The organism is Pseudomonas sp. SWI44 (assembly GCF_002947915.1).
GTDB lineage: Bacteria > Pseudomonadota > Gammaproteobacteria > Pseudomonadales > Pseudomonadaceae > Aquipseudomonas > Aquipseudomonas taiwanensis.
The window spans coordinates 37,225-51,945 of the sequence record NZ_CP026674.1 but is presented as its reverse complement, the minus strand read 5'-3'; the positions used below and the strand labels follow the sequence as shown (position 1 = coordinate 51,945).

Sequence of the window (14,721 nt, the reverse complement as noted above, 5' to 3'; positions counted from 1 at the left end):
CGACCTTCTGGGCAGAATCGGATCTTCGGTTTACCTGCGTCTGGAATTCATAGTTGCGCACGGGTTGGCATTTGATCAATTCATCGAAACGGGTTTTGTTCGGTAATCGAACACAAAACTAACCATTTCGTACAAACCAATTGCTGACAGGACTTTACCTGCGAATAATTGATCGTGCCAGAAACCTGTTCGAGGTTTCGGCACCGTCGTCCTCCGCGCAGGCCCCGCGCCGCGCTCCAATAACAAGGTATTCCAGCATGCAGCGTTCGATAGCCACCGTGTCCTTGAGCGGCACTCTGCCGGAAAAGCTCGAAGCCATCGCCGCCGCCGGTTTTGACGGCGTTGAAATCTTCGAGAACGATCTGCTCTATTACGCCGGTAGCCCACGTGAAATTCGGCAGATGTGCGCCGACCTGGGTATCGCCATCACTCTGTTCCAGCCGTTTCGCGATTTCGAAGGCTGCCGTCGTGAACGCCTGCAGAAGAACATCGATCGGGCCGAACGCAAATTCGACTTGATGCAAGAGCTGGGTACCGACCTGGTCCTGGTGTGCAGCAACGTCCAGGCCGATGCGCTGAGCGAAGAGCAGATTCTGGTGGATGACCTGCGTCTGCTGGCCGAGCATGCCGGCAAGCGCGGTCTGCGCATCGGCTACGAAGCCTTGGCCTGGGGCCGCCATGTGAACACCTACCAGCAAGTCTGGAACCTGGTGCGCCAGGCTGACCATCCTGCGCTGGGCGTGATCCTCGACAGCTTCCACACCCTGTCGCTCAAGGGCGATCCGTCGGCGATCCGCGATATCCCCGGCGACAAGATCTTCTTCGTGCAGATGGCCGATGCGCCGATCCTGGCGATGGACGTGCTGGAGTGGAGCCGCCACTTCCGCTGCTTCCCAGGGCAAGGTGAAATGGATCTGGCGGGCTTCCTCGCACCGATTTTGGCGACTGGCTATCGTGGTCCGTTGTCGTTGGAGATTTTCAACGACGGCTTCCGCGCGGCACCGGCACGGCAGAACGCCGCCGATGGCCTGCGTTCGCTGCTGTACCTTGAAGAGCAGACCCGCCTGCGCCTGGAGCAAGAAGCCACGCCCATCGAGCCGGGTGTGTTGTTCGCGCCACCGGCGGCCAGTGCCTATGACGGTGTCGAATTCCTTGAATTTGCAGTGGATGAGGCCGTTGGTGCGCGCCTTGGCGGTTGGCTCAAGCGCCTGGGCTTCGCCGAGGCTGGCCAGCACCGAAGCAAGGACGTGACGCTGCTGCGTCAGGGCGATATCAACATCGTGCTCAACGCCGAGCCGTATTCCTTCGGCCACAACTTCTTCGAGGCTCACGGCCCTTCACTGTGTGCCACGGCCTTGCGAGTCAGGGACGAGGAGGCGGCACTGCAGCGTGCGACGGCTTTCCGTGGTCAGCCATTCCGCGGCCTGGTCGGCCCCAACGAATGTGAAGTGCCTGCGGTGCGTGCCCCGGACGGTAGCCTGATCTACCTGGTGCAGCAGGGGCGCGAAGGCCGCTCGCTGTACGATACCGACTTCTCCCTGGACCCTGAAGCGACTGCCAGTGGCGGCTTGCGCCGAATCGACCACATGGCTCTGGCCCTGCCGGCCGAGTCGCTGGACAGTTGGGTGCTGTTCTACAAGAGTCTCTTCGACTTCGCCGCCGACGACGAGGTGGTTTTGCCCGACCCATACGGCCTGGTGAAAAGCCGCGCCCTGCGCAGTCAGTGCGGTACCTTGCGTTTGCCGTTGAACATCTCGGAAAACCGTAACACCGCCATCGCCCACGCATTGTCCAGCTACCGGGGCTCGGGTGTTCATCACATCGCCTTCGATTGTGACGATATCTTCCGCGAAGTGGCCAGGGCCAAGGAGGCGGGAGTGCCGTTGCTGGAGATTCCGCTGAACTACTACGACGATCTGGCTGCGCGCTTCGATTTCGACGACGAATTCCTCAGCGAGCTGGCGTATTACAACGTGCTGTACGACCGCGATGCCCAGGGGGGGGAGTTGTTCCACGTCTACACCGAGGCGTTCGAGGAGCGTTTCTTCTTCGAAATCATCCAGCGCAAGGGGGGGTACGCCGGCTATGGTGCCGCCAACGTTGCGGTGCGGCTGGCGGCGATGGCCAAGCGGCGCAGTGGTGCGGCGCGCAAGCCGGTGTTGTGAGCATGGCGTTAGGCTTTGGGTGCCTGTGAGATCGAGCGCCGCCCGCGCGGCGCATCGCGAGCAAGGCTCGCTCCTACGTCTGTTTCGGGCCAATGACGTCAGTGACAGGCGCGCGCGAGCGCCTAGCTTGTACGACCTGATATCGCGTCAAGCGCACATCTTTCAGGAATTATTGGCCCGGAATAGACGTAGGAGCGAGCCTTGCTCGCGATGCGCCGCGCAGGCGGGGTTCGATCTCACAATCACCACACCCTCCGCGACACCACCCGACCAACAGCGCGCTTCCCTGTATCGCTTCGCTCACGGATAATCCTCGCATTCCAATAAACAGCCTGTGAGTGGGTATGAGTGATTCCGTAGTCAGCCTCGGCCAGCCTGAGATCGAAGGGGTGCGCAAGACGCGCAAGAACAACCCCGAGAAAACGCGCGAGGACATCCTCCAGGCCGCGATCAACGAGTTCGTCCAGCAGGGGCTGGCAGGCGCGCGGGTCGACGCCATCGCCGAGCGCACGGCCACCTCCAAGCGCATGATCTACTACTACTTCGGCAGCAAGGAACAGCTGTACGTCGAGTGCCTGGTCAAGCTTTACGGCGATATCCGCAAGACCGAACAAAGCCTCGAGCTAGAATCGCTGCCGGTCGAGCAGGCAATTCAGCGTCTGGTCGAGTTCACCTTCGATCACCATGACCGCAATGTCGACTTCGTGCGCATGGTCTGCACCGAGAACATCCATTACGGCGAATACGTCAAGAAGACCCCGGTCATCCGCGAGATGAGCAGCCTGGTGCTCCAGGCCTTGAGTCGTACGTTGCAGCGCGGTGTTGAAGAGGGCGTGTTCCGGCCCGGAATCGAGGTCATCGACCTGCACATGCTGATGAGCTCGTTCTGTTTTTATCGGGTATCGAACCGGCATACCTTTGGCGACATCTTCCAGGTCGATTTCTCCGACACCAACGTCAGGCAGCGCCACAGGGCGATGATCTGCGACGTAGTGATGCGCTACATCCGCGCCTGACCGGCGCTCATTCACCCAGCCGTTGCTCGCGTGACGGCGGGTAGCCGAAGTAGGCGGCATAGCATTTGCTGAAGTGCGACACCGAGACGAAACCACAGGCCACCGCCACCTCCATCACCGACAGGTCGGAGTATTGCAACAGGCGGCGGCTCTTGGTGATGCGCAGCTCCATGTAGTAGCGCCGCGGCGAGGTACCCAACTGGGCCTGGAACAGCCGGTCGATCTGTCTTCGCGAGCGCCCGCTGTAGGTGGCCAGCTGGTCGAGGCTGAGGGTTTCTTCCAGGTTGTTTTCCATCAGCTCGACGATGGTGCGCAGGTGCAGGCTCATGGACTTCTTCGCTCCAGGCCCGACCTGGCGATAGCGAGCACCCGAGAACGACAGGATTTCCTCGACACCTTCGGCCAAGCCATCGCCGTAAAGCCTGCGTACCAGCCCTAGCATTAGCTCCATGGCGCCGTTGGGGCTGGCCGCGCTCAGGCGGTCACGGTCGAGGGTGAAGCTGGCAGGGGTGATGCGTGTCTGCGGGCTGCGCTCGGACAAGCTCGCGCGCTGTTCGGGGTGGATGCTGCAGCCATAGTCATCGAGCACGCCGGCGCGGCCAAGGAACCAGGCACCGTTCCATAGGCCACCCAGGGCCATGCCATGGGCAGCGCAGTCCCCCAACAGGCGATCGAGTTCGGGGTACTTCAACGGCGTGCGCAGGCCGCCACACACCAGCAGCAGATCAAGGTCCTTGAGCGCTTGCGCCTCCAGCTCGGTAGCCACCAGTTCCAGGCCCAGGTCGCTCAGCACCCGATCGCCACTGAGCGACAGCGGGGTAAAGCGGAAACTGTCGGCGCGCAGCAGGTTGGCGGTGACCAGCACATCCATGGCCACGGTGAAACTGGCCATCGAAAAGTGTTCGAGCAGGACGAAGTCGACCCGATAGGGCGCCTGTGCGTTCTCGGTCGAGGATTTGAGCCTTAGCATGTTGCTGGTGCTGGTCTTCTTGCTGAACTGACGTGGCGTTGGCACTCTGAACTCCGCTTCCAGGCTGGTTCGCAGAGTGTGGCGGCAGGCCGAGGGAAAGACAATCTCCGGGGTGCGGGCGTGGTATTGGAGGTCGTATTGAGGCAACTGAGCTATGCTGGCGTACCTCACCCGGAGACCCTCGATGAAATACGCCCTCGCTTTGCTGCTGAGCCTGTTGCCATTCATGGCCAATGCCTTGCAAACAGGTGAAACACTGGCGCCCTGGACGCTGCTCGACCAGTACGACCAGGCCGGCAGTCTTGAAACCGGCACCCATATCTTGCTGGTTGCCCGCGATATGGACGGCGCCAAGCTGGTGAAGGCGGCGCTTGCCGATCAGCCCAAGGGCTACCTTGAAGCACGCCATGCGTTGTTCGTCGCTGATATCCAGCGCATGCCGGCGCTGATCAGCAAACTGTTCGCCATTCCGGCGATGCGTGACTACAGCTACCGGGTTCTGCTTGACCGTGACGGCCGAGTGGCCAGTCGTTACCCAGCCGAGGAGGGCAAGGTGCTGTGGTTGCAGCTGGAGCGGGGCGCGTTGGTGAGCCAACGGCTGTTCAGCGATGCGCAGGCGCTCAAGGCCGCCCTGGACCAAGCGCCGCACCCTTGAAAGGGGTGATCAGGGCACCCGATGCACTGATGCCCTGAGCGGGGTCATGGAATATTGAGCGTGATGGCGCTACCAAGGCCATTGACCATCAGGCTGCCTTCGAACTCGATGTGCTTGATCACGTCCGCCGATTCGAGTTCGCCTTTTATTCGCATGCGGACCTGGCGTTTCGCTTCGCGGGCCTTGTCATCGAGGGTGGCGGGTGCCAGCTCCACTTGGCCGAGCAGTGTGGTCTCGATATCACCGGTGGTTTCCCAACCCAGGTTGTGGCGCAGGATGGTGCGCGCTTTCTCCGCCGAAGCTACGTGCTGTGGTTTGCCGGTGTCGAGGGGGCTGATCGTGTAGGCGAGTTGGAAGTCGTGTTTCATGGCATTTCCTTTTCTGTGGATGCAGGCCTCCGTGCCGGGGCCTGCAATCTAACCGGCCGTTAGCGAAACTGAAACCAACGCGTTGTTCAGGCTGCTCCGGTCGCGGTGGGAATCTGCCCACAGCGTTCTTCGGCGCGCGTTAAACTGCTAATTTTTCGAGCCCGCCTCATGCTGCCCATCGAATTGCTTGAAACCACCCCCGACCAGGCTGAACTGCTGCGCAACCTTTATCAGTTCTATGCCTATGAATCCTCCGACTGGGAGCAGGAGGACGTCGAGGTGGACGGGCGTTTCTACATTCATGAATCACACCTGCAACGTTATTGGCACGCTCCCGACTGGAGCGCCAGCCTGGTCCTGGTGGATGGTTTCATCGCGGGTTTCGTGCTGGTCGAGCGCAGCGAATTGCCGGGGGTCGATGCCCTGGAACTGGCTGACCTGTTCATCCTTAAAAAGTATCGCCGCCAGGGCGTTGCGCGGGCTGTCGCGCAACAGTTCCTCGGCCGCCCCGGTGACTGGCTGCTGCGCTGCCATGGCCGGGACCGCCAGGCCGTGGCGTTCTGCCAAGCGCTGGTGGATACCCTGCCGCGTCCGGTGCGGATGATCGAGCTGGATGACGACCCGGAGTTGCTCAATTTCTGGGTAAGCGCGGCCCGCCACTGAGCGCCGCGCCGCGATGGGCAACGGCAAAATTTTGTGAGTCACTTCACAAAAATCAGGTAATTGGCATAATGCCAGCACCCTTTTGCAAGACCTGGCCGCCACCGTGCCCGGCGGCTTATCGTTCCCTTGGCAGGTTCAGGTAAATCTCATGTCGCTAGTCGCAAGTTCGGACATCATGTACCGGCTGTTGATCCAGAGTGTGCTGGATTACGCCATTTACCTGCTTACCCCCGAGGGGATCGTCGCCAACTGGAATCCGGGAGCGCAGCGGGCCAAGGGCTATGGGGCCGACGAGATTGTCGGTAAGCACTATTCGCTGTTCTACAAGGACAGCGAGCGTAACGCCGGTCTGCCCGAGCAGAACCTGGATCAGGCCCGGCGCACGGGGCGCTTCGAGGAAATCGGTGTGCGCTTGCGCAAGGATGGCACGGCTTTTCACGCCCATGTGGTGATCGACGCGGTATACGACGACGATGGCCAGTTGGTCGGCTTTGCCAAGGTCACGCGTGACATCACCGAGCGTCGCCAGCAGGAGCTGGAGCTGTTGAAGGCCAAGGAGCTGGCCGAGCAGTACAGCCAGGAGATGACCAACCTGTCGCAGTTCCTCGACTCGGTGATCTCCAATATTCCTGCCAGTGTGATCGTCCAGGACCTGCAGAGCCAGCGCATCCTGCTGGCCAACCAGCAGGCCGAGCGCCTGTTCGGCGGCCGTGACGCGAACATGATCGGCCAGATGCCCAACGAGTGCCTGACCCCGGCTGGCGCTGAATTCCTGGGTCAGCAGTTCAGCCGTGGTGCCCGCAGTGCCAAGGGGTTTGCCGCCGAAACCCGGGTCGACACCGCCTGCGGCCCGCGCATCCTGCGCAGCCGGTCGCTGCTCTGCCAGAATCGCGACGGTCAGGCCGACTACGTGCTGTTCGTCGCCGAAGACGCCACCGAGGAGCTGGCCGCCCACGCACAGATCCACCACATGGCACACCATGACGCGCTCACCGGGTTGCCGAATCGCACGCTGTTCAACGAGCGTTTGAAACAGGCGCTGGTGCGGGGTGAGGACAACAGCAAGCTGACCGCTGCGCTGTGCCTGGACCTGGACAATTTCAAGAACATCAACGACTCGCTTGGCCATGCTTTCGGCGACAAGTTGCTGCGAGCCTTGGGCAAGCGGCTGCGTCGCGAGCTGCGGGAGCACGACACCCTGGCCCGTCTGGGCGGCGATGAATTCGCCGTGGTCCTGACCAACCTGGAGAACCGTGAGGGTGCCTACCACATCGCCCAGCGCCTGATTGAAGCGATCAGCCCGCCGTTCCAGATCGAAGGCCATCAGTTCTCGGTAGGGGTCAGCATCGGGGTGGCCATCGCCCCGCAGGACAGCGATCAGGCCGAGCAACTGCTGGGTTATGCCGACATGGCGTTGTACGAAGCCAAGCGCAATGGGCGCAATCGCTACGAGTGCTTCAGCGTCGAGATGGACGTTGCCGCACGCCAGCGCCGCCTGGTCGAGACCGACCTGCGTACAGCGCTGCACCTTGGGCAATTGCACCTGCACTACCAGCCAGTGGTCGACCAGCAGACCAGCCAGATCACCGGGTACGAAGCGCTACTGCGCTGGGAGCATCCGACCCGGGGCATGGTGATGCCGATGGACTTCATCCCCATCGCCGAAGAAACCGGGCTGATCCACGAGCTTGGAACCCGCGCACTCAACCTGGCGTGTCAGGAGGCAGCCAGCTGGGAAGGCGAGCAGACGGTGTCGGTGAACCTGTCGCCGGTGCAGTTCAAGAACGCCAATCTGGTGCACACGGTGGCCCTGGCGCTGGCCGACTCGGGCCTGGCGCCTCAGCGCCTGGAGTTGGAAATCACCGAATCGGTGTTGCTGGGCAACAGTGAAGAGAACGTGCGTACCCTGCGGGCGCTAAAGGCACTCGGAGTGTCCATCTCGCTGGACGATTTCGGGACGGGTTACTCGTCGCTGGGCTACCTGCGTTCATTCCCGTTCGACCGGATCAAGATCGACAAGTCCTTTGTACATGACATGTGCGAAAGCCGCGAGGCGATGTCGATCATTCGGGCCATTACCGAGCTGTCCAACAGTCTGATGATCAAGACCACGGCCGAGGGTGTGGAGTCGGAAGAGCAGATGCGCCGCCTGGCTGCCGAGGGGTGCTCGCACTTTCAGGGGTACCTGTACGGTCGACCGGCACCGGCGAGCGAGCGATTGAAACAGGTGGGCTGATCGCTGGCGGTGCCGGCTCCATGCCCCGCCGTCGCTATGCTGCGGGGTCTATGCAGGAGCCGGGTTGGCGGCGATGGGGGCGCTCAGCTATTCCACTGGGGCGCAAAATCTGGGCTCACAACCCGCTGATCCTTCGGCAGCGCCGCGATCAAGGTCCGGTCATCATCATCCAGTTGCACGTCCAGTGCCGCCAGGTTGGCCAACTGGTTCTGGCGGCTGCTGGCTTTTGGAATCACCGCCACGCCATCCTGGTCCAGCAGCCACTTGAGCGCGACCTGGCTTGGCAGGACGCCATGCTTGGCGGCGATATCGCCAATAGCCTGCTGTTCCGCGGCCCGTCCGCGCGCCAGCGGCGTGTAGGCAGTCAAGAGCAGGTCATGCTGACGCGCGTAGTCCAGCAGCGGCTGCTGGCTGAGCAGCACGTGGTACTCCACCTGGATCGCCGACAGCGGCGCCCCCAGCTCCTCGACCACCTGGCGCAACAGGCCGAGCGGGAAATTGGCCACGCCGATACTGCGCGCCTTGCCTTCCTCGTGCAGGGTGACCAGTGTCTCGATACTGCGGGCCAGGTCCATGTCCTTGGCGGGCCAATGGATATGGAACAGGTCTACCTGGTCGGTGCCCAGGAGACGCAGGCTGTCCTCCAGCGATTGACGCATGGCCTTGGGTTCGAGCTTGTCCCACCAGACCTTGGTGGTCAGGTGGATGGCTTCGCGCGGCACTTCGCTCTCGCGCAGGGCCTGGCCGACCGCGGCCTCATTGTCGTAGGCGGTGGCGGTATCGATGTGCCGATAACCCAGCTCCAGCGCCTGGCGGACCGCTGTGGTGCATTCGCTGCCGGTCATTGGCCAGGTGCCCAGGCCGATACAGGGCAAGTCCAGACCGTTGCGGGTTGTTAACCTATGCATGAGAACTCCTTGTAGGGGGGAGGAACGGGCATTGATGGTGCGTGTGTGTTGCGGCCTGGGCCATGTGCCTGAGGCAAAAAGTGGTCGATCAGCGAACGAAATCTTCTGGGCCTTGAGCGGGAACGGCAATGGGTCTTCCTTAAGTTGTCGTATCTCTTCTAGAATTCGACCTGCCGCACCTGCCTTTCACCCTGGCGCAGTATCCCGCCGCGCCGCCATCGAGAGCGCCATGAGTTCCAGCACACCGCTGTCCGGAGTCAATCAACCACTGCGAGGCATCGCCCTGGTGGTGGTGGCGACGTTTCTATTTGCCAGCCACGATGCCTTGTCCAAGTTTCTCGGCGGGCTTTACCCGATCATCATGGTGGTCTGGGCGCGCTATCTGGTGCATACCTTGCTGATGGCCGGGATCTTCCTGCCCAAGTCCGGCCTTAACGTGCTGCGGACTCGTCGCCCGGTGCTGCAGACCTTGCGTGCGTTGAGCCTGCTGAGCACCAGCCTGTTATTCACCACCGGCCTGCAGTACCTGCCGCTGGCCGAGGCGACGGCGGTCAACTTCCTTGCGCCGGTGCTGGTTACGGCATTGTCGGCACCGCTGCTCAAAGAGCGGGTGACGGCGGGGCAGTGGGTGGCGGTGGTGCTGGGGTTCGTCGGGGTGCTGGTGGTGGTGCACCCGGGAGGCGCGATGTTCACCCCGGCGATTCTGTACCCGTTCGGCTCGGCGCTGGGGTTCTGCTTCTACCAGTTGCTGACCCGTATCCTGGCCGCCCACGACAGCCCGACCACCAGCAACTTCTATGCAGGGTTGTGCAACACCTTGGTGATGACGGCGCTGGTGCCATTTTTCTGGGAAGTGCCGCGCTGGGATCATGCGCTGTTGATGCTGGCACTGGGCGGCTTTGGCATGAGCGCGCACTTGCTGCTAACCCAGGCGTTCCGCCATGCGGCGCCGGCGCTGTTGGCACCGTTCAGTTACTGCCAGATCGTATTCGCCGGGTTGCTCGGCCTGCTCATTTACCGGCAGGTGCCGGACAGTGCCAGCCTGATCGGGATCGCCGTCATCTGCCTGAGCGGTTTGGGTGCGGCGTGGATGCAGCGCAGGAAGTGACCGTCATTGCGTGCAGCTGGATGTGGAAGAACCCATGCATTGCGAAGGGGCTGCTCGATGGCCACATGGGTCAGGCACGCCCCCCCAGCAAGCTGCTCAACGACGCATCGAAGTCTCGCAACGCATCGGCCTGCACTGCCTGCTCATCGTCGATAACCCGTGTCACATCGCCAAGCGCCTTGTGCGCCCGTCCCTCGGCACGGCCGATGTAGGTCAGCTGGTCGTCGAAGAAGCGTGCTACCACACGGCTTTCGATATCGGCGCTGGCGAGTCGGCTTTCGCTATCGAGGAGCACGATGATGTCCGGGCGATCGGCCAACAGTGTGTCCAGGTCGTCATAGAACGTCACTTCGGCGAACTGTTGGGCCAGTGATTTGGCCAGCCAGTCGTAGGCTTGGCTGCCGCTGTTGAGGGTGGCGACCGGAGTGCTGCGGTTCTGCGCGGGCGCAGTGCGTTCGTCGCGATGGCGCTGCAGGTAGTCGAGTGTCGAGGCGCCGTTGCGCCCCAGCAGTACTGCGACATGCTGGCCGGGCGCAAGCACCACACTGGACATTGCGGTGGCGGAGTAAAAATGCCCGTCGGGCCTGGCGTCGTGGTTCGCTGCAGGCGCCGCACAGCCGCTGAGAGCCGCGAGCAGGACGAGCAGGGCTGCGATCATGCCGGTTTTCATCGGGAAACCTCGTCAATGCATCAATGCCGCCATCTTCCGCCAGGCACTGCTTGCGGCGGAACTCGATGCTGTTCATGGTGGCTATTGACGAGGTCGATGAATCAACGAGGGTCGGCCATGAACTGCATGATCCGCTCGCGCAGCCAGCGTTCAGCCGGGTCGTTGTCCTGGGCGCCGCTCCAGACCATCGACAGCTCTGCCTCGGTGACATCGAACGGTGCGGGGTCGGCGCGCAGGCTGCCATCGTCGGCCAGGGCACAGGCGGCATAGTCCGGCACCGTGGCGATCAGTTCGGTGTTACGCAACAAGGCCCGAAGGCTGCCGAACTGCGGCACTGCAAGGACCACCTTACGGCAGCGGCCGATGCGGGCCAGGTCAAGGTCGATGTTGCCGCTCATGTCGCCCGAGAAGGACACCATCACATGGGGGCGGGCGCAGTATTCGTCCAGGGTCAGCGGGCCGGGGCGGTCATCGGCGCGCAGCACCCGCACACCGATGTTGCGCAGCTTGCGACGCTTGGCCGTGGCCGGCAGGTCGGTGGTGTAGCTCACGCCGACGGAAATTTCGCCGCTGGACAGTAGCCCTGGCATCAGCAGGAAGTTGGCTCGACGCACCACCACACTGATCTCAGGGGCCTCTTCGCGCAGGGCTTGGAGCAGGGCGGGAAACAGGCCGAACTCGGTGTCGTCCGACAGGCCCAGGCGAAACACGTTGCAGCTGTTGGCCGGATCGAAATCCCGCGCCCGGCTGATCGCCGCGGAAATCACGTCCATGGCCGGCCCAAGCTCGGCAAAAATCTGCATCGCCCGCGGCGTCGGCTCCATGGCCCGGCCATTGCGGATCAGCAGCGGGTCGTCGAACAGCTCCCGCAGGCGGGCGAGGGCGGCGCTGACCGTGGATTGGGTGATGAACAGCTTTTCGCCGACACGGGTCAGGTTGCGTTCGATCATCAGGGCTTCGAACAGCACCAGCAGGTTCATGTCGACGCGGCGCAGGTCATTGCGGTTCATGTGCTTGGCTCTGGGCGTCAGTGGTTGGCGATGAATTGAAGCTCGCCGAGGGCCCTTTTGCCTTGTATGGATGTGCCCGGCCTTTAACCGGGAAAAAGCATACGCTGACGCTATCGCCCCGCAATAGCCACTCTATTAGAAGTCTGCCCAAGGTCGGCTAGTCTTGTCCCTGGCTCCGCGAATTGTGCGTGCGGGCGGCGTGTCAGCACCTGTGTGCAAGACCGAGCCGCGGCGCCGTGGCAAGGTCGCTAGCCCCGTGTCGGCACGCGTCCGACCCAACCTGATGAGGGGTAGGCATGAGCCCCTGTGCTCAGCTGAAAGAACACCTGGCATAGACCGGAAATCTGGATAACCGACCCAAAAGGTAACCGCAGATGTCGAACGAATCGAAATGCCCGTTCCATCAAACCGCAGGTGGCGGCACCACCAACCGCGACTGGTGGCCTGACCAGCTCAATCTTAGGATTCTCCATCAACATTCCTCGAAGTCCGACCCGATGGACAAGGACTTCGATTACGCCAAGGCGTTCAAGAGCCTCGATTTCCAGGCCCTGAAGAAAGACCTGACCGCCTTGATGACCGATTCCCAGGACTGGTGGCCAGCCGACTTCGGTCACTATGGCCCATTGTTCATCCGCATGGCCTGGCATAGCGCGGGCACCTACCGCATCGGTGACGGCCGTGGTGGCGCTGGCTCTGGGCAGCAGCGTTTCGCCCCGCTCAACAGCTGGCCGGACAACGTCAGCCTGGACAAGGCACGGCGCCTGCTGTGGCCGATCAAGCAAAAGTACGGAAACAAGATTTCCTGGGCCGACCTGATCGTGCTCACCGGCAACGTTGCCCTCGAATCGATGGGCTTCAAGACCTTCGGTTTCTCGGGTGGGCGTGCCGACGTCTGGGAACCAGACGAAGACGTGTACTGGGGCTCGGAGAAAGTCTGGTTGGGTGGCGATACCCGCTATGGCAAGGCCCAAGCGCCCGGCCAGGGCGACCTGGTGGCCGAACCGGCCAAGCGTCCGGAAGAAGAGAGCCGTACGCTCTCCGGCGAGCGTAACCTTGAAAACCCGCTGGCCGCTGTGCAGATGGGCTTGATCTACGTGAACCCGGAAGGCCCGGAGGGCGTTCCCGACCCAGTGGCCTCGGGCAAGGATATCCGTGAAACCTTTGGCCGCATGGCCATGAACGATGAAGAAACGGTTGCCCTGATTGCCGGCGGCCACGCCTTCGGCAAGACCCATGGTGCCGGCCCGGCCGACAACGTCGGGCCCGAGCCTGAAGCCGCGGGGCTGGAGCTGCAGGGCCTGGGCTGGGCCAACAAGTTCGGCACCGGCAAGGGCGGCGATACCATCACCAGTGGTCTGGAAGTGACCTGGACCTCGACCCCGACCCGCTGGAGCAACGAGTACCTGAACAACCTGTTCAACTTCGAGTGGGAACTGACCAAGAGCCCGGCGGGTGCGCACCAATGGCGACCCAAGGACGGCAAGGGGGCCGGCACCGTGCCGGATGCCCACGACCCGGCCAAACGCCACGCGCCGTCCATGCTCACCTCTGACCTGGCCTTGCGTTTCGACCCGATCTACGAGCCCATCGCCCGTCGCTTCAAGGACAATCCCGACCAGTTGGCGGATGCCTTCGCCCGCGCCTGGTACAAGCTGATCCACCGTGACATGGGGCCTCTGGCTCGTTACCTGGGCCCGGAAATGCCCAACGAAGAGCTGCTGTGGCAAGACCCGTTGCCGAAAGTCGATCATCCGTTGGTGAACGAGCAGGACATCGCGACGCTTAAGGCCAAGGTGCTGGCGTCGGGCCTGAGTGTTGCCGAGCTGGTGTCCACCGCCTGGGCTTCGGCCTCGACGTTCCGCGGGTCGGACAAGCGAGGGGGCGCGAACGGCGCTCGCCTGCGTCTGGCGCCGCAAAAGGACTGGGCTGCCAACCAGGGCGTTGAGAACGTGTTGACGGCGCTGGAAAAGATCCAGAGCGAGTTCAACAGTGGCGGCAAGAAGGTCTCCCTGGCCGACCTGATCGTGCTGGCCGGCAACGCGGCGGTGGAGAAGGCCGCCAAGGACGCCGGGCACGATGTCAGCGTGCCGTTCCATCCTGGGCGTGTCGATGCCAGCCAGGCGCAGACCGATGTCGAGTCGTTCGCCGTGCTGGAGCCGCTGGCTGACGGCTTCCGCAATTTCACCAAGGCGCGCTACAGCGTCAAGGCCGAGAAATTGCTGCTGGACAAGGCGCAGTTGCTGACCCTCACCGCTCCAGAGCTGACGGTGCTGATCGGCGGCTTGCGTGTGCTGGGGGCCAACCATGGTGGTTCAAAGCATGGGGTGTTCACCAACAAGCCCGGCAGCCTGAGCAACGACTTCTTCCGTAACCTGCTGGACATGGGCGTGGAATGGAAGTCGACCTCGGCCGACAACGACACCTTCGAGGGGCGCGATCGCAAGACCGGGCAAGTGAAGTGGACCGGCACCCGGGTTGACCTGGTGTTCGGCTCCCATGCCCAACTGCGAGCCTTGAGCGAGGTGTACGGCAGCAGCGATGGCAGCGCCAAGTTCGTCAAGGACTTCGTCGCGGCCTGGGCCAAAGTGATGGAACTCGACCGCTTCGACTTGCCGCGTTGAGTCCCCTCCCCAAGGCCTGATGCGACAGGCCTCGAGTTACCCTCCGGTTGCGATGTTTTGCCGGAGGGCGACTCACCCCTGGGTTTCCTGAAACATCAGTCATTCCCCCTTCCAATCTGCCGACGGAAGTTTGCTGTTAGTGCATGCTTCCCCATAAGACGCAGGCAGTAATCGCAGCAAGGGTGCGCTATCATGCGGCCCTTTTTTCGCGTGCATAGGTGGCTGTCTGACAGCTGTTCGTTCCATTGGCGTTTATTGGGGGCGTGGGCGGTTATAGATCGCCGCGGCGTCAAGGAAGGCTTTGGGGAAGTGTGTTCCCTGATTGTAA

General features: G+C 62.4%; 12 protein-coding genes. 7 read left to right on the top strand and 5 right to left on the bottom strand.

The genetic code is table 11. The features are described 5' to 3' along the window. The first annotated feature begins 257 nt into the window (after window positions 1-257). A complete protein-coding gene (quiC, locus tag C4Q26_RS00250) occupies window positions 258-2,165 on the top strand; it encodes a 3-dehydroshikimate dehydratase QuiC (protein ID WP_104882537.1) in 1,908 nt (635 codons plus the stop codon). Between the two features lie 344 nt (window positions 2,166-2,509). Beyond that, window positions 2,510-3,181 (top strand): TetR/AcrR family transcriptional regulator, encoded by a 672-nt coding sequence (locus tag C4Q26_RS00245; RefSeq protein WP_023380226.1) that lies wholly within the window; start codon window positions 2,510-2,512, stop codon window positions 3,179-3,181. Window positions 3,182-3,188: 7 nt separating this feature from the next. Here the strand turns inward: C4Q26_RS00245 and C4Q26_RS00240 are convergent, their stop codons facing one another. Further along, complete coding sequence (locus C4Q26_RS00240; RefSeq protein ID WP_023380227.1) at window positions 3,189-4,196, bottom strand: GlxA family transcriptional regulator; 1,008 nt, start codon at window positions 4,194-4,196, stop codon at window positions 3,189-3,191. A gap of 139 nt (window positions 4,197-4,335) precedes the next feature. On the opposite strand from C4Q26_RS00240, the gene C4Q26_RS00235 reads away from it, so the two are divergent. Beyond that, window positions 4,336-4,806: an FAD/FMN-containing dehydrogenase gene (locus tag C4Q26_RS00235; RefSeq protein ID WP_104881867.1), complete on the top strand. Its 471-nt coding sequence runs from the start codon at window positions 4,336-4,338 to the stop codon at window positions 4,804-4,806. A 44-nt stretch (window positions 4,807-4,850) separates the two neighbouring features. On the opposite strand, the gene C4Q26_RS00230 is transcribed toward C4Q26_RS00235, so the two are convergent. After that, window positions 4,851-5,174, bottom strand: a complete 324-nt coding sequence (locus C4Q26_RS00230; protein WP_023380229.1) for a hypothetical protein — start codon at window positions 5,172-5,174, stop codon at window positions 4,851-4,853. A 168-nt stretch (window positions 5,175-5,342) separates the two neighbouring features. On the opposite strand from C4Q26_RS00230, the gene C4Q26_RS00225 reads away from it, so the two are divergent. Next, the gene (locus C4Q26_RS00225) at window positions 5,343-5,837 is read left to right on the top strand and encodes a GNAT family N-acetyltransferase (RefSeq protein WP_104882536.1); all 495 of its coding nucleotides are present in this window, start codon (window positions 5,343-5,345) and stop codon (window positions 5,835-5,837) included. Between the two features lie 148 nt (window positions 5,838-5,985). Continuing rightward, on the top strand, window positions 5,986-8,073 hold the full coding sequence (locus C4Q26_RS00220) for a bifunctional diguanylate cyclase/phosphodiesterase (RefSeq protein ID WP_023380231.1): 2,088 nt from the start codon (window positions 5,986-5,988) through the stop codon (window positions 8,071-8,073). An 83-nt stretch (window positions 8,074-8,156) separates the two neighbouring features. On the opposite strand, the gene C4Q26_RS00215 is transcribed toward C4Q26_RS00220, so the two are convergent. After that, window positions 8,157-8,981, bottom strand: coding sequence for an aldo/keto reductase (locus C4Q26_RS00215; protein WP_027907186.1), 825 nt, complete (start codon window positions 8,979-8,981; stop codon window positions 8,157-8,159). Window positions 8,982-9,210: 229 nt separating this feature from the next. Between C4Q26_RS00215 and C4Q26_RS00210 the strand changes: the two genes are divergently transcribed. Further along, window positions 9,211-10,089 (top strand): DMT family transporter, encoded by an 879-nt coding sequence (locus C4Q26_RS00210; protein WP_023380233.1) that lies wholly within the window; start codon window positions 9,211-9,213, stop codon window positions 10,087-10,089. Window positions 10,090-10,159: 70 nt separating this feature from the next. On the opposite strand, the gene C4Q26_RS00205 is transcribed toward C4Q26_RS00210, so the two are convergent. Both C4Q26_RS00205 and C4Q26_RS00200 read right to left on the bottom strand, forming a co-directional pair. Further along, window positions 10,160-10,759 (bottom strand): hypothetical protein, encoded by a 600-nt coding sequence (locus C4Q26_RS00205; protein ID WP_041925480.1) that lies wholly within the window; start codon window positions 10,757-10,759, stop codon window positions 10,160-10,162. 101 nt (window positions 10,760-10,860) lie between these two features. Further along, the gene (locus C4Q26_RS00200) at window positions 10,861-11,769 is read right to left on the bottom strand and encodes a LysR family transcriptional regulator (protein ID WP_023380235.1); all 909 of its coding nucleotides are present in this window, start codon (window positions 11,767-11,769) and stop codon (window positions 10,861-10,863) included. A gap of 374 nt (window positions 11,770-12,143) precedes the next feature. Between C4Q26_RS00200 and katG the strand changes: the two genes are divergently transcribed. Beyond that, the gene (gene katG / locus C4Q26_RS00195; RefSeq protein ID WP_023380236.1) at window positions 12,144-14,393 is read left to right on the top strand and encodes a catalase/peroxidase HPI; all 2,250 of its coding nucleotides are present in this window, start codon (window positions 12,144-12,146) and stop codon (window positions 14,391-14,393) included. The last annotated feature ends 328 nt before the right edge of the window (window positions 14,394-14,721 follow it).

Coding starts and splice junctions, on each gene's coding strand:
- C4Q26_RS00230 (WP_023380229.1), bottom strand. CDS start 5,174: ATGAAACACGACTTCCAACTCGCCTACACGATCAGCCCCCTCGACACC.
- katG (WP_023380236.1), top strand. CDS start 12,144: ATGTCGAACGAATCGAAATGCCCGTTCCATCAAACCGCAGGTGGCGGC.
- C4Q26_RS00220 (WP_023380231.1), top strand. CDS start 5,986: ATGTCGCTAGTCGCAAGTTCGGACATCATGTACCGGCTGTTGATCCAG.
- C4Q26_RS00235 (WP_104881867.1), top strand. CDS start 4,336: ATGAAATACGCCCTCGCTTTGCTGCTGAGCCTGTTGCCATTCATGGCC.
- C4Q26_RS00200 (WP_023380235.1), bottom strand. CDS start 11,769: ATGAACCGCAATGACCTGCGCCGCGTCGACATGAACCTGCTGGTGCTG.
- C4Q26_RS00245 (WP_023380226.1), top strand. CDS start 2,510: ATGAGTGATTCCGTAGTCAGCCTCGGCCAGCCTGAGATCGAAGGGGTG.
- quiC (WP_104882537.1), top strand. CDS start 258: ATGCAGCGTTCGATAGCCACCGTGTCCTTGAGCGGCACTCTGCCGGAA.
- C4Q26_RS00225 (WP_104882536.1), top strand. CDS start 5,343: ATGCTGCCCATCGAATTGCTTGAAACCACCCCCGACCAGGCTGAACTG.
- C4Q26_RS00210 (WP_023380233.1), top strand. CDS start 9,211: ATGAGTTCCAGCACACCGCTGTCCGGAGTCAATCAACCACTGCGAGGC.
- C4Q26_RS00205 (WP_041925480.1), bottom strand. CDS start 10,759: ATGAAAACCGGCATGATCGCAGCCCTGCTCGTCCTGCTCGCGGCTCTC.
- C4Q26_RS00215 (WP_027907186.1), bottom strand. CDS start 8,981: ATGCATAGGTTAACAACCCGCAACGGTCTGGACTTGCCCTGTATCGGC.